Annotated in this window: 19 protein-coding genes; 8 read left to right on the top strand and 11 right to left on the bottom strand. The window is 71.9% G+C overall.

The window, feature by feature from the left end:
* Positions 1–138 precede the first annotated feature (138 nt).
* A complete protein-coding gene (locus NH2_RS24840; protein WP_157103953.1) occupies positions 139–282 on the top strand; it encodes a hypothetical protein in 144 nt (47 codons plus the stop codon).
* Positions 283–399: 117 nt separating this feature from the next.
* Here NH2_RS24840 and NH2_RS24835 read toward each other — a convergent pair whose 3' ends face one another.
* The 6 genes from NH2_RS24835 to mftR all read right to left on the bottom strand — a co-directional run bounded on the left by NH2_RS24835 (position 400) and on the right by mftR (position 5,796).
* A complete protein-coding gene (locus tag NH2_RS24835; protein WP_245650745.1) occupies positions 400–2,715 on the bottom strand; it encodes a SpoIIE family protein phosphatase in 2,316 nt (771 codons plus the stop codon).
* A complete protein-coding gene (locus NH2_RS24830) occupies positions 2,712–3,344 on the bottom strand; it encodes a SpoIIE family protein phosphatase (protein WP_067659196.1) in 633 nt (210 codons plus the stop codon). The genes NH2_RS24835 and NH2_RS24830 overlap by 4 nt, the downstream gene beginning before the upstream one ends.
* Positions 3,337–3,750, bottom strand: a complete 414-nt coding sequence (locus NH2_RS24825; RefSeq protein WP_084505862.1) for an ATP-binding protein — start codon at positions 3,748–3,750, stop codon at positions 3,337–3,339. The genes NH2_RS24830 and NH2_RS24825 overlap by 8 nt, the downstream gene beginning before the upstream one ends.
* Positions 3,740–4,126 carry an STAS domain-containing protein gene (locus NH2_RS24820; RefSeq protein ID WP_067659193.1) on the bottom strand — a complete coding sequence of 129 codons (387 nt, stop codon included), beginning with the start codon at positions 4,124–4,126 and terminating at the stop codon, positions 3,740–3,742. The genes NH2_RS24825 and NH2_RS24820 overlap by 11 nt, the downstream gene beginning before the upstream one ends.
* Before the next feature lie 15 nt (positions 4,127–4,141).
* Positions 4,142–5,047, bottom strand: a complete 906-nt coding sequence (locus NH2_RS24815; protein ID WP_067659190.1) for an STAS domain-containing protein — start codon at positions 5,045–5,047, stop codon at positions 4,142–4,144.
* A gap of 95 nt (positions 5,048–5,142) precedes the next feature.
* Positions 5,143–5,796 carry a mycofactocin system transcriptional regulator MftR gene (gene mftR / locus NH2_RS24810; protein ID WP_067659187.1) on the bottom strand — a complete coding sequence of 218 codons (654 nt, stop codon included), beginning with the start codon at positions 5,794–5,796 and terminating at the stop codon, positions 5,143–5,145.
* A 54-nt stretch (positions 5,797–5,850) separates the two neighbouring features.
* On the opposite strand from mftR, the gene mftE reads away from it, so the two are divergent.
* Positions 5,851–6,585, top strand: a complete 735-nt coding sequence (gene mftE / locus NH2_RS24805; protein ID WP_067659184.1) for a mycofactocin biosynthesis peptidyl-dipeptidase MftE — start codon at positions 5,851–5,853, stop codon at positions 6,583–6,585.
* Positions 6,582–7,784: a pre-mycofactocin synthase MftD gene (gene mftD, locus NH2_RS24800; RefSeq protein WP_067659181.1), complete on the top strand. Its 1,203-nt coding sequence runs from the start codon at positions 6,582–6,584 to the stop codon at positions 7,782–7,784. Before mftE ends, mftD begins: the two co-directional genes overlap by 4 nt.
* On the opposite strand, the gene NH2_RS24795 is transcribed toward mftD, so the two are convergent.
* The 3 genes from NH2_RS24795 to NH2_RS24785 all read right to left on the bottom strand — a co-directional run bounded on the left by NH2_RS24795 (position 7,785) and on the right by NH2_RS24785 (position 10,791).
* Positions 7,785–9,026 carry a fatty acid desaturase family protein gene (locus tag NH2_RS24795; protein ID WP_067659178.1) on the bottom strand — a complete coding sequence of 414 codons (1,242 nt, stop codon included), beginning with the start codon at positions 9,024–9,026 and terminating at the stop codon, positions 7,785–7,787.
* Between the two features lie 8 nt (positions 9,027–9,034).
* Positions 9,035–10,147: a ferredoxin reductase gene (locus NH2_RS24790; RefSeq protein ID WP_067659175.1), complete on the bottom strand. Its 1,113-nt coding sequence runs from the start codon at positions 10,145–10,147 to the stop codon at positions 9,035–9,037.
* A 179-nt stretch (positions 10,148–10,326) separates the two neighbouring features.
* Entirely contained in the window at positions 10,327–10,791 is a 465-nt protein-coding gene (locus tag NH2_RS24785; RefSeq protein WP_067659172.1) for a MarR family winged helix-turn-helix transcriptional regulator, read from the bottom strand.
* 165 nt (positions 10,792–10,956) lie between these two features.
* On the opposite strand from NH2_RS24785, the gene NH2_RS24780 reads away from it, so the two are divergent.
* Entirely contained in the window at positions 10,957–12,633 is a 1,677-nt protein-coding gene (locus NH2_RS24780) for a fumarate hydratase (protein WP_067659169.1), read from the top strand.
* Between the two features lie 256 nt (positions 12,634–12,889).
* Positions 12,890–13,303, top strand: coding sequence for a M15 family metallopeptidase (locus NH2_RS30020; RefSeq protein WP_245650748.1), 414 nt, complete (start codon positions 12,890–12,892; stop codon positions 13,301–13,303).
* A 1-nt stretch (position 13,304) separates the two neighbouring features.
* On the opposite strand, the gene NH2_RS24770 is transcribed toward NH2_RS30020, so the two are convergent.
* Positions 13,305–14,444, bottom strand: a complete 1,140-nt coding sequence (locus NH2_RS24770) for a hypothetical protein (protein ID WP_067659286.1) — start codon at positions 14,442–14,444, stop codon at positions 13,305–13,307.
* A gap of 353 nt (positions 14,445–14,797) precedes the next feature.
* Between NH2_RS24770 and NH2_RS24765 the strand changes: the two genes are divergently transcribed.
* Positions 14,798–15,103, top strand: a complete 306-nt coding sequence (locus NH2_RS24765) for a hypothetical protein (RefSeq protein ID WP_067659166.1) — start codon at positions 14,798–14,800, stop codon at positions 15,101–15,103.
* A 49-nt stretch (positions 15,104–15,152) separates the two neighbouring features.
* Here NH2_RS24765 and NH2_RS24760 read toward each other — a convergent pair whose 3' ends face one another.
* On the bottom strand, positions 15,153–16,037 hold the full coding sequence (locus NH2_RS24760) for a PAC2 family protein (protein ID WP_067659163.1): 885 nt from the start codon (positions 16,035–16,037) through the stop codon (positions 15,153–15,155).
* 101 nt (positions 16,038–16,138) lie between these two features.
* Here NH2_RS24760 and metH point away from each other — a divergent pair, with 101 nt between their 5' ends.
* Complete coding sequence (gene metH / locus NH2_RS24755; RefSeq protein ID WP_067659160.1) at positions 16,139–19,726, top strand: methionine synthase; 3,588 nt, start codon at positions 16,139–16,141, stop codon at positions 19,724–19,726.
* A gap of 371 nt (positions 19,727–20,097) precedes the next feature.
* A complete protein-coding gene (locus NH2_RS30015) occupies positions 20,098–22,611 on the top strand; it encodes a serine/threonine-protein kinase (RefSeq protein ID WP_245650744.1) in 2,514 nt (837 codons plus the stop codon).
* The last annotated feature ends 17 nt before the right edge of the window (positions 22,612–22,628 follow it).

Genomic DNA, 22,628 nt, shown 5'->3' with positions numbered 1-22,628 from the left:
GGGAGACGCTGCGATGGGCCGAGATTCACCCCGCGCTGCCCGATTCGTCACCACGAAGCCGCCCTGTCGGGGAGAATAATGTCGGCGGGTTGGGTAATGCTGTGCCCGATCGCCCTGTTCCGCCCGAAGGAGTCCGTCGTGAGCAATATCGATCAGACCCCGCTCTTCAGCCACGCCGAGGCCGCAGTCGCCACCGGCACGGCCCCCGAGACCGCGGTTCCGCTGCCGGTGTTCAGCAGCGGTGATCGCGCCGGCGCCCGCGAGGACGGCCGCACCCGGTAGCGGGGCAGGGGTCTCGCGCAGCGCGAGCGATACGAAATCTCCCCGCGCGGAACCGAGTGCCGCATCGAGCCGGTGCAGCCGCCGCGTTCCGGACGATCCGGCGAAACGCGCCGCCCGCTACGCGGGCTGACCGGCGCTGCGGATCGGGTTCGCGGTGGGAAAGGTGATGGCGGGCAGCGTGACCCACATGCGCACCCTGGTGCCCGCCTCGGTGTGCTCGATCTCCACGTCCTCGGTGAGCGCCTTCATCATCTCGATGCCGCGGCCGCGGTAGCCGGGGTCCGCGGCGCGCGGCTTCCAGTCGCCGTCGTCGCGGACCACGATGACGACGGTCTCGGTGTCGCACTCGGCGGCCAGCACCACCCGGCCGGGGCGCTTGTGCAGGTACGCGTGCTCGACGCTGTTGCTGCACGCCTCGTTGGCGGCGGCGACCAGGTCGGCGGCGAGGTCGTGCGGCACCGCAGCGGCGGCGAACCAGGCCTTGAGCGTGCGGCGCAGCACGGTGAGCTGCTCGGCGGCGGCGGGCACGTCCAGCAGCAGCGGCGCGGGGGGCTGCCGGTAGACCACCATGGCGACGTCGTCGTCGTACCCGGCGGCCGGGCGCAGCCTGCTCAGCACCGCGTCCGCGACCTCGCGCGGCAGCCGCCCCGGCGTCCCGGCCAGCACGTCGGCGATCTGCGCGAAGCTGTCGTCGATATCGACGCCCTTGCGCTCCACCAGGCCGTCGGTGAAGAGCACCAGGGTGGCGCCGGGCGGAAGCGCGGTGGTCGCCTCCGGCCTACGCGGCATGTCGAAGGTGGCCAGCGGCACCGCGCGCCCGCCCTCCAGCAGCCGCCCGACCTCGCCGACATCGGCCAGGATCGGCGGCATGTGCCCGGCGCTGCTGTACCGCAGCACGCCGCGCACCGGGTCGAGCACCGCCGCGCAGACCGTGGTGCACATGGCGCCCGGAATCCGCGCCGCCACGGTGTCCAGCTCGGCCAGCAGCTGCGCCGGACCGGCTCCGCGCAGCAGCAGCGCTCGCGCGGCGGTGCGCAACTGCCCCATGACCACGGCGGCGGAGAGGCCGCGGCCGACGCAGTCGCCGACCACGACGCCGATGGTGCCGTCGCGCAGCGGCACCACGTCGTACCAGTCGCCGCCGATCTCCAGCGGCGGCAGCGCCGGCTCGTAGTGCACCGAGAAGCGCGGCGGCAGCTCGATCGGGCCGAGCATGGCGCGCTGCAGCGTGAGCGAGGTGGCGCGGGCCTGGTCGAAGTTGCGGGCCCGCTGCATGGCCAGGCTGAGATGCCCGACGAGCAGCGAGAAGAGCGTGCGGTCGGCGGCGGCGACCACCCGGGGTGCGGCGAAGCGCAGCAGCAGCGCGGCGTCGCCGGTCTCGCCGAGCGGGGCCACGATGCCCGCCGCGCTGTCCAGGCCGTCCGGCAGCACCTGCAGCGAGCGCGGCGGGCGGCGCCTGGCCCGCTCCAACAGCGCCCTGGTCTCCCGGTCCGGGCCGTCGGGCACCGCGCGCGCCGGGACCTCGGCGAACTCGTCCTCGTCCGGGCGGTCCGGGCCGGAGGTGTAGATCTCCGGCTCCGCGGTGCGCGCGGGCCAGACCGCGACGACCGCGGCCGCGGCGCCCGCCGTCCGGCGCAGCTCGTCCAGCCCGACGGCGAGCACCTCGGCCACGCTGGTGGCCGCGCCCACCGCGGTCGCCAGCCGGGAGGCGGCCTGGTCGCGGGCCTGCGCGTCGTGCTCGGCGGTGACGTCGCGGATGGTGCCGACGAAGATGCGCTCGTCGTGCTCCGGCTTCACCAGCGAGCTGGTGCTCACCGCGAGCCAGACCTTGCGGCCGTCCCGGTGCTGCACCGGCATCACCCAGCGCAGCGATTCGGTGCCGAGGTCGGGGTAGCGCGGGCTGTCCGGCGGCGACCACGGGTGCGGCAGCGCGAACGGGACGTCGCCGGGGCCGTAGCCGGTGAGCGCGCCGAAGGCCGAGTTCACCTCGACGATGGTGCCGTTCGCCTCGGCCACGAAGAAGCCGTCCTGCAGCGACTCCACCAGCGCGGTGCGGAAGGCATCGCGCCCGGCCAGGTCGTCGGCGCGGGTGCGCTGCTGCTCGTAGCGCTTGGTGCCGTCCAGGTAGCCGCGGGTGGCGATGTCGAGCGCGGCCAGCGTCTGCAGCAGGAATTCCAGCGCGTTCTCCGCGATCCGCTGGTCCCGCGCGTCCGGTGAGCGCTGCGCGGCCTGCGCCACCCGGTAGTGGTTCTCGGTGAGGTCGAGCAGGCTGATCCGCTCCACCAGGGCCCGCCTGCCCAGCTCGTACCCCTCGCCGAGGCCGCCCTGCTCCGGCGCGGCCAGATGCCGCCGCAGCACGGCCGCGTAGTCGTCGAGGAAGGCGGTGAGCACCGCCCCGGCGTCGTCGCTGCGCTCCCCGTCCGCCATCGTCATGCCGCCGGGTCGGTGGCGCCGCGGTGCCGCGCCGCCAGGACCAGGGCGTCGTCGGTGGCCTTGGCGTAGGTGTCCAGGATGGCGGCGGTGATGTCGGCGGTGGAGCGGGCCAGGTCGATGGCGTCGTCGGAGTCGGCGAGGATGCCGTCGGTGGACATGAGCAGCAGGTCGCCGGGGCGCACCGGAATGCTCTGCGGCTGCAGCGTCGGCGGCAGCCGGTAGCCGACGATCCCCGCGGTGAGCAGCATGGTGGCGCGCACCGCGATCCCGGCCGGGCCCGCGGTCAGCACCCGCGACTCCACATTGCCGACGCCGAGCCAGTGCACCGTCTCGTCGGCCCCGACCGAGGCCAGCGAGACCGCCGCGCCCCTGGTGTCCGCCATGGCCCGGTGGCACAGCACCAGCAGCACGTCCAGCGGTTCCGAGCGGTTCTCCGCGAGCACCCGCGCCGCCCGGTCCGCAGCCTCGGCGGCGCCGCGGCCGTGCCCGAGCCCGTCCAGCACCCCGAAGAGCACCCGGCCGCCGCCCGCGTCCAGCACCACGCCGCGATCGCCGGAGGCCTCGTGGCCGGGGTAGGCCCGGCCCGCGATCGCCCACTCGACCCGGTTGACGAAACCGTGGTCAAACATTCTCCGGCACCCACTTCCACATCTCGATGAGGGTGCCCTGCCCGGGATTCGAGTCGACGGTGAGCCGGTCCATGAGCCTGCGTGCGCCCGGCAGCCCGAGCCCGAGCCCGCGGCCGGTGGAGTAGCCGTCCTCCAGCGCGCGGGTGATGTCGCGGATGCCGGGCCCCTGGTCCTCGGCCTGCACGATGAGCGCGCGCCTGCCCTCGCGCTCGTCGACCAGCAGCCGGATCTCGCCGGTGCCGGCGTAACTGGTGATGTTGCGGGCGATCTCGGAGATGGCGGTGGAGATCATCGTGCGGTCGGTGAGCGAGAACCCGAGCTCGGCCGCGAGCTCGCGGCCGGCCTGACGCGCGATCACGATGTCCCCCGACACCTTGACCAGGATCACGTGGCTCTCAGCGGCCACTGTCACGGCCGTCTCGATGGCGCCGGGAGGTTTTCGCGTTCAGCCAGGCGAGGCCCTCTTCGAGGTCGAGCGCGGTGTGCATGTCCTCGAAGGTCAGCCCGAGCTGCACCATGGCGAACGCGACCTCGGGTTGCAGCCCGACGATCACCGTCTCGGCCCCCCGCAGCTGCGTCATGTGCGCGATGGTACGCAGCGACCGGGCCGCGAACGAATCCATGATGTCGATCGCGGTGACATCGACGATGATGCCGTTGGCGCGGTATTTGCTGACCTGCCGCATCAGGTCGTCCTGCAGCCGCTCGGTGTCGGCGTCGGTGAGCGCCGACTGCACCGAGGCGATCAGGTAGGTGCCCTGTTTGAGAATCGGAACCGGCATCTGCCCGCCGCCCGGTCAGCGACCGTCGCGTTCGGTGAGCCGGTCCGTGACCCGGGTGACCTCGTAGCCGAGCAGCCGCTCCGCCTCCTCGATGCCGCCCTGCAGGTCGCCGACCGCGTTCATCTTGGACAGGTCGAGACCGATCGTGACCAGGGTGAGCGCGATATCCGAGGAGAGCCCGGTGATGATGACGTTGGCGCCCATCAGCCCGGAGGCGTCGACCGTCTGCACCAGGTGGTTGGCGACCGTGGAGTCGATATCGGGCACACCGGTGATGTCGATGACGACCACCTTGGCGCGATTGGCCCGGATGGCGCGCAGCAGCTGCTCGGTGAGCTGGCGCGCGCGCTGGCTGTCGAGCACGCCGATGATCGGCAGGATGAGCAGCTGCTCACGGACCTGCAGCACCGGGGTGGAGAGCTCGCGGATGGCCTCCTGCTGCTGCCGGATGACGCGCTCGCGCTCCTGCACGAAGGAGATGGCCACCGTGCTGGCGATCCGGTTCGCGGCCGGCTCGTACGCGTCGAGCACGTGGTTGAGCAGGTTGAAGTCGGACTGGTACTTCTCGAACAGCGAGCGGGCCAGCACATCTCGCAGTAGCAGCACGATGCCGAGCACCTCGTCGGTCTCGACGCCGCGCGGGATGATCCGCTCGGAGAGATCGCGGGCGTAGGCCTGCAGCGCCTCGACGCTGCCGGTCTCCAGCACCGCCACGTAATTGTCGTAGACCGAGGTGATTTCGGAGAAGATCTCCTCCGGGGTCATCGCGGTCAGCAGCTGCGCGTCGGTGATGCGGCGCGCCCACTCCTCGCGCAGCGCGGTGCGATTCTGCCGCAGGTGCTCCACGAGCTGGGGCAACAGGTTGTCGACCGGCCCCGCTACCAGCGGATCCGCCGAAAGACTCATGGACACCTCGGACATGGAATTCCAGGCCCCTTCTCATCGGTTGGATGGGGGTTGTGCTGCCGGTCGCCACGACCCGCACCGCGGCAGGCGCGCGCCGACACCGAGCCTACTCATACCCCATCTCCACCGCCGCCCAAACCTGCGGGTAGCTCGGCGGCTACCGGGCCGGGCGCCGCGAACCCGGCGGCCAGCGCGGCGAGCGCCCGGTCCAGGTACACCGTGAGGTCGTCGTCGGCCCGGCCGAGCCAGGCGTCGAAGGCGGCGCGCGCGGTCGCCAGGGTCGCCCGCCCGACCGCCATCGGGACGAGATCGTCCGGTCGCCCGCCCAGCCTGCGCGCCGCGAAATCGCTGACCGCGCGCTCCCAGGCGTCGTAGTGCGCGCCCGCCGTCGCGGCCAGCCCGGGAACCGTTGCCAGCAGGTGCATCCTGGTGCGCAGCTCCGGGACGTCCTCGGCGCGATAGGCATTGGCCGCCACCACCACCCGGCGCACCGCCGTCATCATCGGCACGTCGGCGGCGACGGTGGCGAAGAGCCCGCGCAGCGCCGCCACCTCGTCGTCGAACTGGTACCAGAGCAGCTCGCCCTTGCTCGGGAAGTAGCGGAAGAAGGTGCGCTCGCTGATGCCTGCGGCGGCCGCGATCTGCTCCACCGTGGTGTCCTCGAAACCTCGCTCGGTGAACAGCTCGAGCGCGATGAGCTCGAGCCGGCGGCGGCTGGTGCCGCGCGGCCTGCCGCGGGAACGGGTCTTCGCCTGCTCGGTCACCGGGCGATTATCGCAGGCTTGATTATGTCAGTCGGTGACGATAATGTTCTCCCCGTGGCCGAACTCACAGCACCGGACCGCGCGGTCGCCGAAGCGGCCGCGCTCACCTGGCCTGAGGTGGGTGCGCTCGGCCGCGCGGCCGTCCTGGTGGTCCCGCTGGGGGCGACCGAGCAGCACGGCCCGCATCTGCCGCTGTCGACCGATACCGACCTCGCCGTCGCGCTGTGCTCGGGGCTGGCTCGTGCCCGCCCCGACGTGCTGGTGGCGCCTGCGCTGCCGTACGGGTCCAGCGGGGAGCACGCCGGGTTCCCCGGCACGCTCTCCATCGGGCAGGCGGCCCTGGAGCTGGTGCTGGTCGAGCTGTGCCGCTCGGCCACCGAGTTCGTCGACCGGGTGCTGCTGGTCAGCGGCCACGGCGGCAATGCCGAGCCGCTGCGGCGGGCCTGCGCACTACTGCGCAGCGAGGGGCGCGATGTGCGGTTCCATCTGCCGCGGTACCCCGGCGACGCGCACGCCGGGCGCAGCGAGACCGCGCTGCAGCTCGCGCTCGACCCGGCCCGGGTGCGGCTCGACCGCGCCGAGCCGGGGGAGACCCGGCCGCTGCGCGACCTGCTCCCCGCGCTGCGGGCGGGCGGCGTCTCGGCCGTCAGCGCCAACGGCGTACTCGGCGACCCCACCGGCGCCACGACCGACGAAGGCACGGTCCTGCTGGACCTGCTGATCACCGACCTGATCGAGCGCGTCTGCCGCTGGTGGCCGACGCCCTCCCCGGAAAGGATCCGACGATGAATCCCTGGTTCGAGACCGTGGCCGAGGCCCAGCGGCGAGCGAAGAAGCGGCTGCCCAAGCCGGTGTACGGCGCGCTGATCGCCGGGTCCGAGCGCGGGCAGACCATCGAGGACAACCAGAAGGCCTTCACCGAGCTCGGCTTCGCCCCGCACGTCGCCGGGCCGATCGGCGAGCGCTCGCAGGCCACCACGGTGCTCGGCCAGAGCGTCGCCATGCCGGTGCTCATCTCACCCACCGGCGTGCAGGCCGTGCACCCCGACGGCGAGGTCGCCGTGGCCCGCGCCGCCGCCGCGCGCGGGATCGCCATGGGGCTCAGCTCCTTCGCGAGCAAGCCGGTCGAGGAGGTGATAGCGGCCAACCCCGCGACCTTCTTCCAGCTGTACTGGTGCGGCTCCAAGGACGACATCCTCGCCCGCATGGCCCGCGCGAAGGCCGCCGGTGCCGTCGGGCTCATCCTCACCCTGGACTGGTCGTTCTCGCACGGGCGGGACTGGGGCAGCCCGGAGATTCCGCAGAGCCTCGACCTCCGCACCATGCTCAAGTTCGCCCCCGCCACCGTGGTCAAGCCGCGCTGGCTCACCACCTACCTGAAGTCCGGCACCCTCCCCGACCTCACCGTGCCCAACCTGGTCACCGGGGACGCGAAGGCCCCCGGCTTCTTCGCCGCCTACGGCGAGTGGATGGGCACCCCGCCGCCGGACTGGGCCGATGTGCGGTGGGTGGTCGACAACTGGGACGGCCCGGTGCTGCTCAAGGGCGTCATCCGGGTCGACGACGCGCGGCGGGCGGTGGACGCCGGGGTCGCCGGCATCTCCGTCTCCAACCACGGCGGAAACAACCTCGACGGCACCCCCGCCGCCATTCGCGCGCTGCCCGCCATCGCGGACGCCGTCGGCGACGAGATCGAGGTGCTGCTCGACGGCGGCATCCGGCGCGGGAGCGATGTGGTCAAGGCCGTCGCGCTCGGCGCCCGCGCCGTGCTCATCGGCCGCGCCTACCTCTGGGGTCTCGCCGCCAACGGCCAGGCCGGGGTCGAGAACGTACTCGACATCCTGCGCGGCGGTATCGACTCCGCCCTGCTCGGGCTGCGCAAGACCAGCATCCACGACCTCGACCGCGGCGATATCGTCATCCCCGAGGGCTTCGTCCGCGAGCTCGGAGCGCCCGCCCGCACCCTGGGTGCGGTGACCTCGGCCTGATCACTGTCCCGCCCGGACCGGGGCCTCCTTCAGCTCGCGCAGCGCGGTGCGCAGGCCCCGGCGCCGGCCGGTCTCCGGGTCGACCCCGAAGTGCTCCGAGAGCCCCTCGCGGATGGCGAAGCGGAGTTCGGACGCGGTCTCCGGCGCGTCGTCTGCGGTGGCGGAGAGCAGGCCGTTCGGCACCGAGAGCTTGGCGATGGTGCGGAAGGTCTGCCAGTACTGGTGGCCGATGGAGCCGGTGGTGTACGGCAGGTCGTACTTGTCGCAGAGCGCGCGGACCCGCACCCCGATCTCCTCGTAGCGATTACTGGGCAGATCGGGGAAGAGGTGGTGCTCGATCTGGTGGCTGAGGTTCCCGCTCATGAATCGCATGAGCGGCCCGGCGTGGAAATTCGCGGAGCCGAGCATCTGCCGCAGGTACCAGCGCGGCTGATCCTCCTCGGCGAACTCCTCCGTGGTGAACTTCTCGGCGCCGTCCGGGAAGTGCCCGCAGAAGATCACCATGTACGCCCAGTAGTTCCGGACGATATTGGCGGTGGCGTCGGCGGTGAGCGTCGTCTTCCAGTTCTTCCCGGCCAGCGCGGGGAAGATCAGGTAGTCCTTGGCCGCCTGCTTGCCGACCTTGGTCCCGATGATGCGCAGGTCACGGAAGACCTGCCGCCAGCTCTTCTCCTTCTTCCTGATCTTCTCGATCTCGATATGGTGCAGCGCGACGCCCCATTCGAAGAAGGTCGCGAGCAGGAAGTTGTAGAGCGGGTTGCCCGCGTTCCACCACAGCCATTTCTGATCGCGGGTGATGCGCAGGATCCCGTAGCCCACGTCGTCGTCCATGCCGACGATATTCGTGTACTTGTGGTGCACGAAGTTGTGCGAGTGCTTCCACTGCACGCTGGGACAGGTGGTGTCCCACTCCCACGACGAGGAGTGGATCTCCGGGTCGTTCATCCAATCCCACTGCCCGTGCATGACATTGTGCCCGAGCTCCATGTTCTCGATGATCTTCGCGGCCGAGAGCAGGGCGGTCCCGGCCACCCACGCGACCTTGCGATTGCTGAACATGAGCGTCGCGCGGCCGCCGGCGGCCAGTGCCCGCTGGAACGCGATGGTGCGGTGGATGTACTTGGCGTCGCGTTCGCCGCGGGACTCCTCGATATCGCGGCGAATGGCGTCGAGTTCGGCGCCGAGCGCCTCGACATCCTCGGCGGTCAGATGTGCGTATACGTCGATATCGGTGATGGCCACCGGACCTCCTACAGGTCGAGCGTGCATTCTCCGGACACGCTGCTGATGCATGTCTGGATTCGTTCTCCTTCGCGCCGCTCCGCGCCGGTGCGGAGATCGCGCGCGTATCCCCCCGCCAGCGGGACGACACAGGTCTGGCAGATACCCATCCGGCAGCCGTAGGGCAGCGTCACCCCCAGGCTCTCGCCCGCCTCGAGCAGCGTGGTGGCGCCGTCGACCTCGGCCTTCTTGCCGGAGACCGCGAAGTGCACCGTCCCGCCCTCGCCGCCGTGGTCGGTGCGGGCGATGGTGAACCGCTCGGTGTGCAGCCGGTGCCGCAGCCCGCCCGCCTCGTAGTGCGACTCCATGTCGTCGAGCAGCCCCGCCGGGCCGCAGGCCCAGCAGTCCCGCTCCCGCCAGTCCGGCACCCACTCGTCCAGCCGCGCGGCGTCGAAGTTGCCCATCTCGCGGGTGAGCTGCAGGGTCAGGTCGTAACCGGGGGCCTCGGCGGCTTTGCTCTCCAGCTCGTCGAGGAAGATGACGTCGTGCCTGGTCGGCGCGGAGTGGATGTGCCGGATATCGGGCACCTGCCCCTTGGCCGTGAGCGACCGGAGCATCGCCATCACCGGCGTGATCCCGCTGCCCGCGGTGACGAACAGGAGCTTGCCCGGCACCGGTTCGGGCAGGTGGAAGTCGCCCTTCGGCGCGGCCAGCCGGATGATGGTGCCCGGCTCCACGCCGTCGACCAGGTGGGTCGAGAGGAACCCGTCAGGATTGGCCTTGACGGTGATCGAGAGCGTCCGGTCACCGGTGTCGCCGATCGAGGTGAGCGAGTACGACCGCCAGTGCCAGCGGCCCTCGATCTGCAGGCCGATGCCGATGTACTGCCCCGGCCGATAGGTGGCGGGGAATCCCCAGCCCGGCCGGATGACGACGGTGGCCGAGTCGGCCGTCTCCTTCGTCACGTCGACCACCTTGCCGCGCAGCTCGCGCGCGGTCCAGAGCGGGTTGATCAGGCGCAGGTAGTCGTCCGGGAGCAGTGGCGTCGTGGCCCTGGCGACCAGGCCGCGCACGATGTTCACCGGCGGTCTCGTCGCATCGACGTCCGCGGCCGGCCGTTTGCTCCACTTCAGCAGGTCCATCGGCAGCCCCTAACTTCTGTGCACGACCGTACACCGGATGGTTATTGCTGGACATATGAGAGTGATGTACCACCGTTGCCGCAGATGCATGCGCGGCTGTGAGTATTCACTATTCAGTGGACGCTTGTACGCCGACGCGTCGAATCGCCTATGATCCCGGCGCGAACCGCCGCCGAGTGTCAGGGATTGGCGGAGCGGCGGTGATGCGCGAGCAGGGTGTCGTAGATATCGGCCAGCGCGGCCAGCTGCTCCCGGTCCAGCACATCGATCATGTTCCGCCGCACACTCCCGACGTGCATCGGCGCCGCTTCGCCGAGCGCCAGGATCCCCTCCGGGGTGAGCCGGGCGGCGGTGCGGCGCGCATCGTCGGGCAGGGGCTCGCGGGCGACCAACCCTCGCCGCTCCATTCGCGTGATCTGATGCGACAGTCGGCTCTGTGACCACTCCAGCTTGGCCGCCAGCGCGGCGAAGGTGAGCGGCTCCCCGCTGAGCGAGAGATACGCCATCACCGAGTACTCGGCGAAGGTCAGGTTCGAATCCCGGGTGGAGTCCCGCCCGACCGCCGCGGCGACCAGGTCCCTGGTGCGCACGTACCCGAGCCACGCCCGCATCTCCAGGTCGTCGAGCCACTGTGGGTCGGTCACCGCCTGTGTTCCCATCCTCGCCGGTTCGCTGTGGTCGTGTTCGGGTTGAAGGTACAACTTCGCCTCGGCCCGGGTTTCATAGGGGAGCCTAAGCAACGGCGGGCCGGATCGCGATCGTTACGCTCCGGTGACTTCGCAGACAGCCCGCCCGAAGGAGTGCGTTCCGTGACCGCGCCCGAATTCCGCTATTCCGACCTGCTGCCGATCGGCGCCGACGAGACGCCGTACCGGTTGCTCACCACCGAGGGGATCTCGACCATCGAGGCCGGTGGGCGCACCTTCCTCCAGGTCGAGCCCGAGGTGCTGCGGCTGCTGACCGCCGAGGCGATGCACGACATCAGCCACTACCTGCGCCCGGCACACCTGCGGCAGCTGCGGCGGATCATCGACGACCCGGAGGCCAGCGGCAACGACCGGTTCGTGGCGCTCGACCTGCTCAAGAACGTGAACATCTCGGCGGGCGGCATCCTGCCCATGTGCCAGGACACCGGCACCGCCATCGTCATGGGCAAGAAGTCCGAGGGGGTGCTGACCGGCGCGGACGACGCGGAGTGGATCAGCCGCGGCGTCTTCGACGCCTACACGAAGCTGAACCTGCGGTACTCGCAGCTGGCGCCGCTCACCATGTGGGACGAGAAGAACACCGGCTCCAACCTGCCCGCGCAGGTGGAGCTGTACTCGGCGCCCGGCGACCCGGCGCACCCGGCCTACAAGTTCCTCTTCATGGCCAAGGGCGGCGGCTCGGCCAACAAGTCCTTCCTCTACCAGGAGACCAAGGCCGTGCTGAACCCCACGCGGATGCTGGAGTTCCTGGACGAGAAGATCCGGTCGCTCGGCACCGCGGCCTGCCCGCCCTACCACCTGGCCGTGGTGATCGGCGGCACCAGCGCGGAGTTCGCGCTCAAGACCGCGAAGTACGCCTCCGCGCACTACCTGGACTCGCTGCCCACCGAGGGCTCGCTGGCCGGGCACGCCTTCCGCGACCTGGAGCTGGAGGAGGAGGTCTTCAAGCTCACCCAGTCCTTCGGGATCGGGGCGCAGTTCGGCGGCAAGTACTTCTGCCACGACGTGCGGGTGGTGCGGCTGCCGCGGCACGGGGCCAGCTGCCCGGTGGCGCTCGCGGTCTCCTGCTCGGCGGATCGGCAGGCGCTGGCCAAGATCACCGCGGAGGGGGTGTTCCTGGAGCAGCTGGAGCGGGAGCCCGCGCAGTACCTGCCGGAGCAGACCGACGAGATCCTCGGCGGCGACGTGGTGCGGATCGACCTGAACCGGCCGATGGCGGATATCCGCGCCGAGCTCACCAAGTACCCGGTGAAGACCCGGCTCTCGCTGAGCGGGCCGCTGGTGGTGGCGCGGGACATCGCGCACGCCAAGATCAAGGAGCGGCTGGACGCGGGGGAGCCGATGCCGCAGTACCTACGGGACATGGCCGTCTACTACGCCGGGCCGGCCAAGACGCCGGACGGCTACGCCTCCGGCTCGTTCGGGCCGACCACGGCCGGTCGCATGGACTCCTACGTCGACCAGTTCCAGGCGGCGGGCGGGTCGCACGTCATGCTGGCGAAGGGGAACCGCTCGGCGCAGGTGACCAGGGCGTGCAAGGAACACGGCGGGTTCTACCTCGGCTCGATCGGCGGACCCGCGGCGCGGCTCGCGCTGGACTGCATCAAGTCGGTCGAGGTGCTGGAGTACCAGGAGCTCGGCATGGAGGCGGTGTGGAAGATCGAGGTCGAGGACTTCCCCGCCTTCATCGTGGTCGACGACAAGGGGAACGACTTCTTCGCGGAGACGCAGAAGCCGATCGCGCTGCGGGTGCGCACCCGGTCCGCCGAGCGGGTCTGAGCGCGCCTACGATCGCCGCATGAGCGAGCGCGGGATTGCTGTCGATGGACGGGTGGATCGGCGAAAGCCCGCGGTCGCCGCGCGCGGTCACGGCGCCCGGCGCCCCTGGGTCGCCGCGGCGGTCCTCGCCGCCGGGCTGGCGCTGCGCGCGCCGGTCGCGCACGCGGCACCGGAGCTGCCCGTTGGCGCCGCGCCCGAGTCCGTCGCGGGCGCCGAGCTGCCCGCGGACGTCGCGCCGGAGTCCGGTGCGCGCGCGATCGATCAGCGCGAGGCGGTCGGCTCGGCCACCGGCACCGAGGGGCTGAACCCGGCGCTCGCACTCGCCTACACGCTGGCCGAGGGCGAGGCGCACGCGCAGGGCGTTCCGCTCTCGATCACCTCCGGCTACCGCGACCCGGCCGAGCAACAGGCGCTGTGGGACGACGGGCTCGCCACCTACGGCAGCCCGGAGGAGGCGCGGCGCTGGGTGCTCCCGCCGGACGAGTCCACGCACGTCAGCGGCGACGCGATCGATGTGGGGCCGCAGCAGGGCGCGCAGTGGCTGGAGGCGAACGGGTTCCGCTGGGGCCTCTGCCGCACCTTCGACAACGAGTGGTGGCACTTCGAACTCGCCACCGCGCCGGGCACGGCGTGCCCGGCGCGCATCCCGGACGCGAGCGTCAGGAACTGACCTACACCCGCGCCAGCGCCCGCAGCTGATCCAGGTAGTCCTGCCCCCGCGGATCACCGGGGAACCGGTCGTTGATCTCGCGCGCCAGCTCCCCGGCGATCCACCCGAGCGAGGGCAGCGAGCGCCGGTCGTGGCCGAACGCCGCCTCCGCCTCGGCCAGCGCGCACTCCAGGTCGCGCTCGCGGGCGGCGAGCACGGCGAGGGTCAGGTGCGCCTCGGCGGCGCGCATGGGGTTGCGCACGGTGCCGTCCACCCGGAACGAATCCCGGATGACCTCCTTGGCGTAGGTTCGCGCGGCCTTGTCGTCGCCGACCACCCGGCTGCAGTCCATGGCGTAGAAGTCGAACTTCTGCGGGTCCACCACGAAGTGGTTGTCCAGGTCGGCGGGGTGCTCGAGCTGGTCGAGGATGCCGCGGCCGCGGGAGAGCGCCTTCTCCACCCTGGCCCGGTCGCCGAGCCGGGCCCAGCCCTTGGCCTGCTGCGCGGCCAGCTGCACCCCGACCCCGAAGCCGCGGCAGGAGTCGATGAGCGGCTCCGCCGCCTCGATGGCGCCGCGGTAATTGCCCTGGGTGAGCGCGAACCAGGACGCCATCTCGGCGGCCCAGCCCATGATCTCCGGGTTCTCCGACTCGGTGCCGAGCGACAGCGCCGCCTGCCGGGTGGACTCCGCCGCCGCCCGCTTGCCGAGGTCGTACTCCACGCAGCCGACCAGCAGCGCCACCCACCCCGCCAGCGACAGGATCTCCCGGTGCTGGGCGAGCGTCAGCCTGCCGTCGAGCAAGGCGGCTATCCGGCGCAGCCAGGCGGTGCCCTCGCTGTGCAGCTCGATCGGGTCGGCGTAGGCGTACTCGCAGCAAAGCCGCTCCGCGGTGATCCGCACCGCGTCGAGCGTGGAGCCGGAGACGTCCGACATACGCAGCCTGCCGACGAACTCCAGGGTGTCCATCCCGGTCGCGGAGAGCAGCTCGTCGTCCCGGTTCGGCCTGGCCTTGGGGAAGAACGAGGCCGCGGCGGAGTCGAAGGCTGCCGCGATGATGGGGGCGTAGAAGTCGTCCGGCTTCGACTCACCCGCCTCCCACCTGCGCCAATTGCGCAGCAGCGTGCTGTCGGTCGGCAGATTGTGCGCGGACTTGGCGCGCATCACCCGGATCGCGTCGGCTTGGGACCACCCCCTCGCGTCGCGTTCGGAGCGCATGCGGACTGCCCAGACGGGTCGATCGTCGGCTATGGCCACGCCGCCAGTATCGCACCAGTTAACCTTCGGCGTCCTCGATAGGGCAACCCGATGTCACCGGGTTGACATCTGCATTCGCCGGATGTCGTTCGGCATCCTGTAGGGGAGCGAGAAGTTTGCCCGAAGGTTCCTGTAAGTGCAGATGGACGTGCATCCGCAACCGATGTCGCGTGCGCAGGGGTTGGGAGCCGGAGGGTGGTCCCTGGAGGCGCTCCCGGGGGCCGCAGACGCGAAGACATACCGATCCAACGGAGGTTTCGGTGCAAGCGTTGACCTATGGGTACGTGCGGGACGATCTGGCCGACGGGCGGGGGGAGGAGCTGGAGCACGCGCTGCGTGACCTGGCCCGGTCCCGCGGTCTCTGTTTCGCCGCGACCTTCCACGAGTCCTGTGACGGCGACGGCACTGCGCTGGCGGAGCTCACCCACGAGCTCCAGCGCGCCGACGCGCACCACGTGCTCACGCCCTCGCTCGACCACCTGGGCGGCCAGACCATCCCGCGCGAGATCCTGATCGCCCGGCTGGCCCGCGACGCCGCCGCGCTCGTGCTCACCCTGGACGGGTGAGCGGCCCGGCGCCCGGCCCCGCCCCCATCCCCGGCGGGGCCGGCGCGCCTCACAGCCCGAAGTTCCCCGGCCCCCGGCGCCGCAGGTACTTCTCGAACTCGGCCGCGATGGCGTCGCCGTCGATCTTGGAGATGGCCTCGTTCAGGTCGACCGCGGCGTCGCCGCGCTCCTCCAGCGAGCGCACGTACTCGCTGATCTCCTCGTCGCCCTCGGTCATCTCGTTGACCGTCTCCTCCCACTCCTCGGCCTGCTTGGGCAGCTCGCCGAGCGGCACCTCGATGTCGAGCACCTCCTCGACCCGGTGCAGCAGCGCGATGGTGGCCTTGGGGTTGGGCGGCTGCGAGATGTAGTGCGGGACCGCGGCCCAGAAGGAGACGGCGGGCACCCCGGCCCGGACGCACTGGTCCTGGAGGACGCCGGTGATGCCGGTGGGGCCCTCGTAGCGGGTCTGCTCGAGGGCGAAGCGCTCGGCGGCCTCGGGGCTGTAGGCGGAGCCGGTGACCGGGACCGGCCTGGTGTGCGGGGTGTCGGCGAGCAGCGCGCCGAGGATCACCACGGTCTGCACCCCCAGCTGCTCGATGAACTCCAGCAGGTCGGCGCAGAAGCTGCGCCAGCGCATGTTCGGCTCGATGCCGCGCAGCAGCACGATGTCCTTGTCGCTGCCGGGCGGCGAGCATACCGACAGCGAGGTCGACGGCCACTGGATCTCCCTGGTCACCCCGTCCACCTGGCGCACCGTCGGGCGGTTGACCTGGTAGTCGTAGTAGTCCTCGGAGTCCAGCTCGGCGAGCGGCTCGGCGTCCCAGATCAGTTCCAGGTGCTCGACCGCGCCGCTGGCGGCATCACCCGCGTCGTTCCAGCCCTCGAAGGCCGCGACGAGCACCGGATCCCGCAACGTCGGCAGTTCCGAATCGGGAGTTTGACTGCGGTTCACCCGGTCAGCCTACGGCGTGGCCCGCCGGGACGCGCCGTCCGGTGAGGGCGCGTCCGGGCGCGCGCGAAGAGGGCGTCGGAGCACCCCACTACCCTGGTCTCATGGTTGCGCCCCGGTTCGACACCACCCTGCTGGACACCCTCGCGCGCCGCGTCGTCATCGGCGACGGCGCCATGGGCACCATGCTGCAGGCCGCCGATCTCACGCTCGACGATTTCCGCGGTCTGGAGGGCTGTAACGAGATCCTCAACGAGACCAGGCCGGACGTGCTGCGCCATATCCACCGGGCGTACTTCGAGGCGGGCGCCGACGCGGTCGAGACCAACACCTTCGGCTGCAACCTGCCCAACCTCGCCGACTACGACATCGCCGGCCGCATCCGCGACCTCTCCGAGCGCGGCACCAGGCTGGCCCGCGAGGTCGCCGACGAGATGGGGCCCGGTCCCGACGGCACGCCGCGCTACGTGCTCGGCTCCATGGGCCCCGGCACCAAGCTGCCCACCCTCGGCCACGCCCCCTACGCCGCGCTGCGCGACGCCTACGCCGAGGCCGCGCTCGGCATGCTGGACGGCGGCGCCGACGCCATCCTCGTCGAAACCTGCCAGGATCTGCTCCAGGTGAAGGCCGCGGTGGTGGGCAGCAGGCACGCCATGGCCACCGCGGGCAGGCGGATCCCGATCATCACCCACGTCACCGTGGAGACCACCGGCACCATGCTGGTCGGCAGCGAGATCGGCGCCGCGCTGACGGCGATCGAGCCGCTCGGGGTGGACATGATCGGCCTGAACTGCGCCACCGGCCCGGCCGAGATGAGCGAGCACCTGCGCCACCTCTCCCGGCACGCGCGGCTGCCGGTCTCGGTCATGCCCAACGCGGGGCTGCCGGTGCTCGGCAAGCACGGCGCCGAGTACCCGCTCACCCCGGAGGAGCTGGCTGTCGCGCTCCGCGATTTCGTCAGCGAGTTCGGGCTGGCGCTGGTCGGCGGCTGCTGCGGCACGACCCCGGAGCACATCCGGCAGGTCGGCGCGGCGGTGCGGGAGGCCGAGCGGGCGCTGCCGCCGATCCGGGAGCGCAGGCGCCCCGAGCCGGAGCCGAGCGTCTCCAGCATGTACACCGCGGTCCCGTTCGAGCAGGACGCCAGCGTCCTGATGATCGGCGAGCGCACCAACGCCAACGGCTCGAAGGCGTTCCGCGAGGCCATGCTGGCCGGCGACTGGCAGCGGTGCCTGGAGATCGCCAAGGACCAGACCCGCGACGGCGCGCACATGCTCGACCTCTGCGTCGACTACGTCGGCCGGGATGGCACCGCCGACATGAGCGAGCTCGCGAGCAGGCTCGCCACCGCCTCCACGCTGCCGATCATGCTCGACTCCACCGAGACCCCGGTGCTGCGCGCCGGGCTGGAGCACCTGGGCGGGCGCTGCGCGGTGAACTCGGTGAACTACGAGGACGGCGCCGGGCCGGACTCGCGGTTCCAGCAGACCATGGCGCTGGTGGCCGAGCACGGCGCCGCGGTGGTCGCGCTGACCATCGACGAGGAGGGCCAGGCGCGCACCGCCGCCAAGAAGGTGGAGATCGCCGAGCGGCTGATCGCCGACATCACCACCAACTGGGGGTTGCACGAGTCCGACATCATCGTCGACACCCTCACCTTCACCCTCGGCACCGGCCAGGAGGAGTCGCGCCGGGACGGGCTGGAGACCATCGAGGCCATCCGCGAGCTCAAGCGCCGCCACCCCGAGGTGCAGACCACGCTGGGGCTGTCGAACATCTCCTTCGGCCTGAACCCGGCGGCCAGGCAGGTGCTGAACTCGGTCTTCATGCACGAGTGCGTCGAGGCCGGGCTGGACTCGGCCATCGTGCACGCCTCCAAGATCCTGCCCATCGCGCGCATCCAGGAGGATCAGCGCGAGGCCGCGCTCGACCTGGTCTACGACCGGCGTCGCGAGGGGTACGACCCGCTGCAGAGGCTGATGGAGCTGTTCGAGGGCGTCTCGACGGCGTCGTCGCGGGCCTCGCGGGCCGAGGAAATGGCGGCGCTGCCGCTCTTCGAGCGGCTGGCGCGGCGCATCGTGGACGGCGACCGGAACGGCCTGGAGCCGGATCTGGACGCGGCCATGGCCGAGGTGCCGCCGCTGAAGATCATCAACGAGACGCTGCTCGCCGGGATGAAGACCGTCGGCGAGCTGTTCGGCTCCGGGCAGATGCAGCTGCCCTTCGTGCTGCAGTCGGCCGAGGTGATGAAGACCGCGGTCGCCTACCTGGAGCCGCACATGGAGGCCACCGACGACAGCGGCAAGGGCCGGATCGTGCTCGCCACGGTCAAGGGCGACGTGCACGACATCGGCAAGAACCTGGTCGACATCATCCTCTCCAACAACGGCTACGAGGTGGTCAACCTCGGCATCAAGCAGCCGATCGCGACCATCCTGGACGCCGCCGTCGACAAGAAGGCCGACGTCATCGGGATGTCGGGGCTGCTGGTGAAGTCGACCGTGGTGATGAAGGAGAACCTGGAGGAGCTGAACTCCAAGGGCGTCTCCGACCAGTTCCCGGTGCTGCTCGGCGGCGCCGCGCTCACCCGCTCCTACGTGGAGAACGACCTCACCGAGGTCTACCTGGGCGATGTGCACTACGCCAGGGACGCCTTCGAGGGGCTGCGGCTGATGGACACCATCATGACCCGCAAGCGCGGCGGCGGCCCGGACCCGGACAGCCCGGAGGCGATCGCCGAGCGGGAGAAGGCGGCCGAGCGCAAGGCGCGGCACGAGCGCTCCAAGCGGATCGCCGAGGAGCGCAAGGCCAGGGAGACCCCGGTCGAGGTGCCCGCGCGCTCCGACGTGGCCGCCGAGCTGCCGGTGCCGGTGCCGCCGTTCTGGGGGACCAGGGTGGTGCGCGGGCTGGCGCTGCACGAGTACGCCGGGCTGCTCGACGAGCGCGCCCTCTTCCTCGGGCAGTGGGGGCTGCGCGGGCAGCGCGGCGGCGACGGGCCCAGCTACGAGGAGCTGGTCGAGTCCGAGGGCAGGCCGCGGCTGCGAGCCTGGCTGGAGCGGCTCAGTACGGAGAACGTGTTGCAGCACGCGGCGGTGGTGTACGGCTACTTCCCGGCGGTCTCCGAGGGGGACGACGTGATCGTGCTCACCGAGCCGCGCCCGGACGCCCCCGAGCGCTACCGCTTCACCTTCCCGCGCCAGCAGCGCGACCGCTTCCTCTGCATCGCCGACTTCATCCGCTCGCGCGAGCACGCGGAGCGCACCGGGCAGGTGGATGTGCTTCCCTTCCAGCTGGTGACCATGGGGCAGCCGATCGCCGACTTCGCCAACCAGCTCTTCGCGGACGACAACTACCGCGACTACCTCGAGGTGCACGGCATCGGCGTGCAGCTCACCGAGGCGCTGGCCGAGTACTGGCACCGCCGGGTCCGTGAGGAGCTGGTGCTGGAGGGGCACGCGATCGCCGACTCCGACCCGGACGACGTGCAGGAGTTCTTCAAGCTCGGGTACCGCGGCGCGCGCTTCTCCTTCGGCTACGGCGCCTGTCCCGAGCTGGAGGACCGGGCCAAGCTGGTCGACCTGCTCGCGGCCGAGCGCATCGGGGTCCGGCTCTCCGAGGAGCTGCAGCTGCACCCGGAGCAGTCCACCGACGCGTTCGTGCTGCTGCACCCGGAGGCCAAGTACTTCAACGCCTGAAACCGGGTGTGAGCGGTTTCACGGCGAAATCGCTCATACCGGCGATGGTCATGCCGGATCATGGCGCGGGCGTGCCGTGCCCGAAACCGGATGCCGGGGAAGGGATTCGCCGCGGCGCCGGGAACCGGTTCGGCGTGCGCTCGACGCGGAGCGCGCGCCGCCTGGCGTACCGTGCTCGGGTCCGCCGATGGAACGGCCGGTTCCGGGTATGCCACTGTCGGATATCGCGCAGCGCAGCGCTCGCCGTATGCCGCACCCGGTGGCGTGCGGCCCGCCCGGAGTCGAAGCGTCTCGGGGCGTAGGATTTTCGCCGGGCTCCGGGCCTCGTGCGCCGAGTTGCGGCACTGCTCGGCGGGAAGGAGCACGATCAGATGACGTCGGACCGGTTGATCGCGGGACGGTATCGGCTCTCCGATCCGATCGGCACCGGCGCCATGGGCGTCGTGTGGAAGGCGACCGACGTCCGGTTGCAGCGGACCGTCGCGGTCAAGCAGCTGCGGCTGGATCCCGGGTTGACGCCGTCGCAGGCCGTCGAGGCGCGGGCGCGGGCCATGCGCGAGGGGCGGATCGCGGCTCGGCTGCACCACCCGAACGCCATCACCGTCTTCGACGTCGCCGAGGAGGACGGGCGGCCGTGGCTCGTCATGGAGTTCATGGACGCGCCCAGTCTGGCGGCGCGGATCTCCGGGGGGCGCACGCTGCCGCCGATGGAGGTGGCGCGGATCGGGGCGCAGGCGGCGGCCGCGCTGGCCGCCGCGCACAAGGCGGGGATTCTGCATCGGGATGTGAAGCCGGGGAATCTGCTCGTCGGTGACGACGGCACGGTCAAGATCACGGACTTCGGGATCTCGCGGGCGGTCGGCGATGTGACCGTCACCGCCACCGGTTTTCTCGCGGGGACGCCCGCGTACCTGGCGCCCGAGGTGGCGCGCGGGGAGGACGGGGAGCCCGCCTCGGACGTGTTCGCGCTCGGGTCGACGCTGTACGCGGCGGTGACCGGGAGTCCGCCGTTCGGCGAGGGGGACAATCCGCTGGCGGTGCTGCACGCGGTCGCGCGCGGGCATGTGCAGCCGCCGCAGCACGCGGGGGCGCTGGGGCCGGTGCTCATGCAGTTGCTGGCGCCGACGCCGGAGGGGCGGCCGACCATGCGGCAGGCCGCCGAGGTGCTCGAAGGGGTCGCCGTGGGGCGGCCCGCCGGGCCCACCTCGGTGCCGCCCGGTGGGTATCCGCGGACCGCTGTGCTGGCCGGGCCCGGCGGGACCACCGTCCTGCCCGACCCGAATCGGTTCAGCGGGCCGCCGCCGATCGATCCGCGCAGTGTTCCGCCGGGGCCGCGGGTGAATGCGTTCCGGCCCGCGTACGGGCCGGGGGCAGGGGCGCCGGGGGCGTACGGGCCGGTGACGCCGGGGAGTGGGCCCGGGGCCCCGGGGTATGGGCCGGGGACTCCGGGGTACGGCCCGCGGGCTTCGGGTAGTGGGCCGGGGGCTTCGGGTAATGGGCCGGGAACTCCCGGGTCAGGGCCTGCCCGAGTGCCGCAGGGGCCGCCGAGCGGTCCGGCCGAGTCCGGGGCCGGTAGTCGGCCGGACGGCGGGCAGAGCGGAGACGGCGCCAACTCGGTGCCGGTCGCAGGCACCGGCTCGCCTTCGGCGCCCGACGCGGGCGATTCGGCGGCGCGGGCCGGAACCGGGAAAGGTGCGGCGGAGGTCGCGAAGGCGCACGGGGAGAGCTCGGGCGAGCGCGTCGAGCTGAGCAAGCGGGGCGGCGCTGTCGCGGCGGGCGCGCTCGCCGGATCGTCGGCAGGCGCCGGCGAGGCCGGGAGCACTCCTGCGGGCGGTGACTCCGCGCCGAGCGATGGCGCCGCTTCGGACTCCGAGGCGGCGGGTAGCGCCGCGGACGCCCTCGTTGCGGGCGTCGGTACGGCCGTCGGCGGTGCCACCGCGGGCTCTGCCGCGGCGGGCAGCCGTGCGGAGGGCGACACCTCCGCTGACGGGGGCGACTCCGCTGCGGGCGGCACTGTTGCCCGTGACTTCGCTGCGGGCGGCCCTGTTACGGGTGACTCCGTTGCGGGCGGCACTGCCGCGGGTGATCCCGCTGCGAGTGGCCCTGCCGCGGGCGACTCCGTCGCGAGTGGCCCTGCCGCGGGCGACTCCGTCGCGGACGGCCCTATTGCGGGTGGCCCCATTGGGGGCGGCCGTGGCGCTGGCGACTCCGCGGGGAGTGGCCCCGCCCCCTCGGACACCCCGGCCCCCGACCCCACCACCGCCCTCCCGTACACCCCGGACTACGCCGCCTTCGCGGCAGCCGCCCGACCGACCCCGCTCGAATACACCCCGCCCCGCCGCGACCCCGCCGCGGGCAAGCGCCTCCAGCTGACCGCCCTCGGCGCCATCGCCGTCGCGGTGATCGTCCTCGCGGGCGTCCTCATCGCCCTGATCGCCAACGGCACCGGCGACGACCAGCAGGCCGCGCCCCCACCCCCGAGCCCGTCGGCCCCGCCCGCCCCGGCTACGGAGGCCCCGGCCCCGACGACCACACAGCCCCCGGCCACCTCGAACGCCCCTGCTCCGCAGAACGGCCCCCCGACGCCGGAGCAGCGGGCCCAGTTCGTCCAGGGCTACTACGGCATGCTGCCGGGCGACATCAGCGGCGCCTGGGCCCAGCTCTCCCCGGGGTACCAGGCGCAGACCGGCGGCTTCGGCGCCTACTCGCAGTTCTGGTCGACGATCCGCGGGGTGCGGGTCGGCTCGGTCACCCCGTCCGGCCCGGACACCGTGGTCGCCTCGCTCACCTACACCCTCGCCGGCGGCGGCACCAGCTCGGAGAGCCGCTGGTTCCGGGTGAGCAACGAGGGCGGCCGCCTCGTGATCTCGGGCTCGGGGCTCTGACCGGGCCCGGATAGGCT

It is taken from the genome of Nocardia harenae NBRC 108248 (assembly GCF_001612885.1).
GTDB lineage: Bacteria > Actinomycetota > Actinomycetes > Mycobacteriales > Mycobacteriaceae > Nocardia > Nocardia harenae.
The sequence above is the reverse complement of the archived record's forward strand: the minus strand, read 5'-3'. Positions and strand labels throughout refer to the sequence as shown.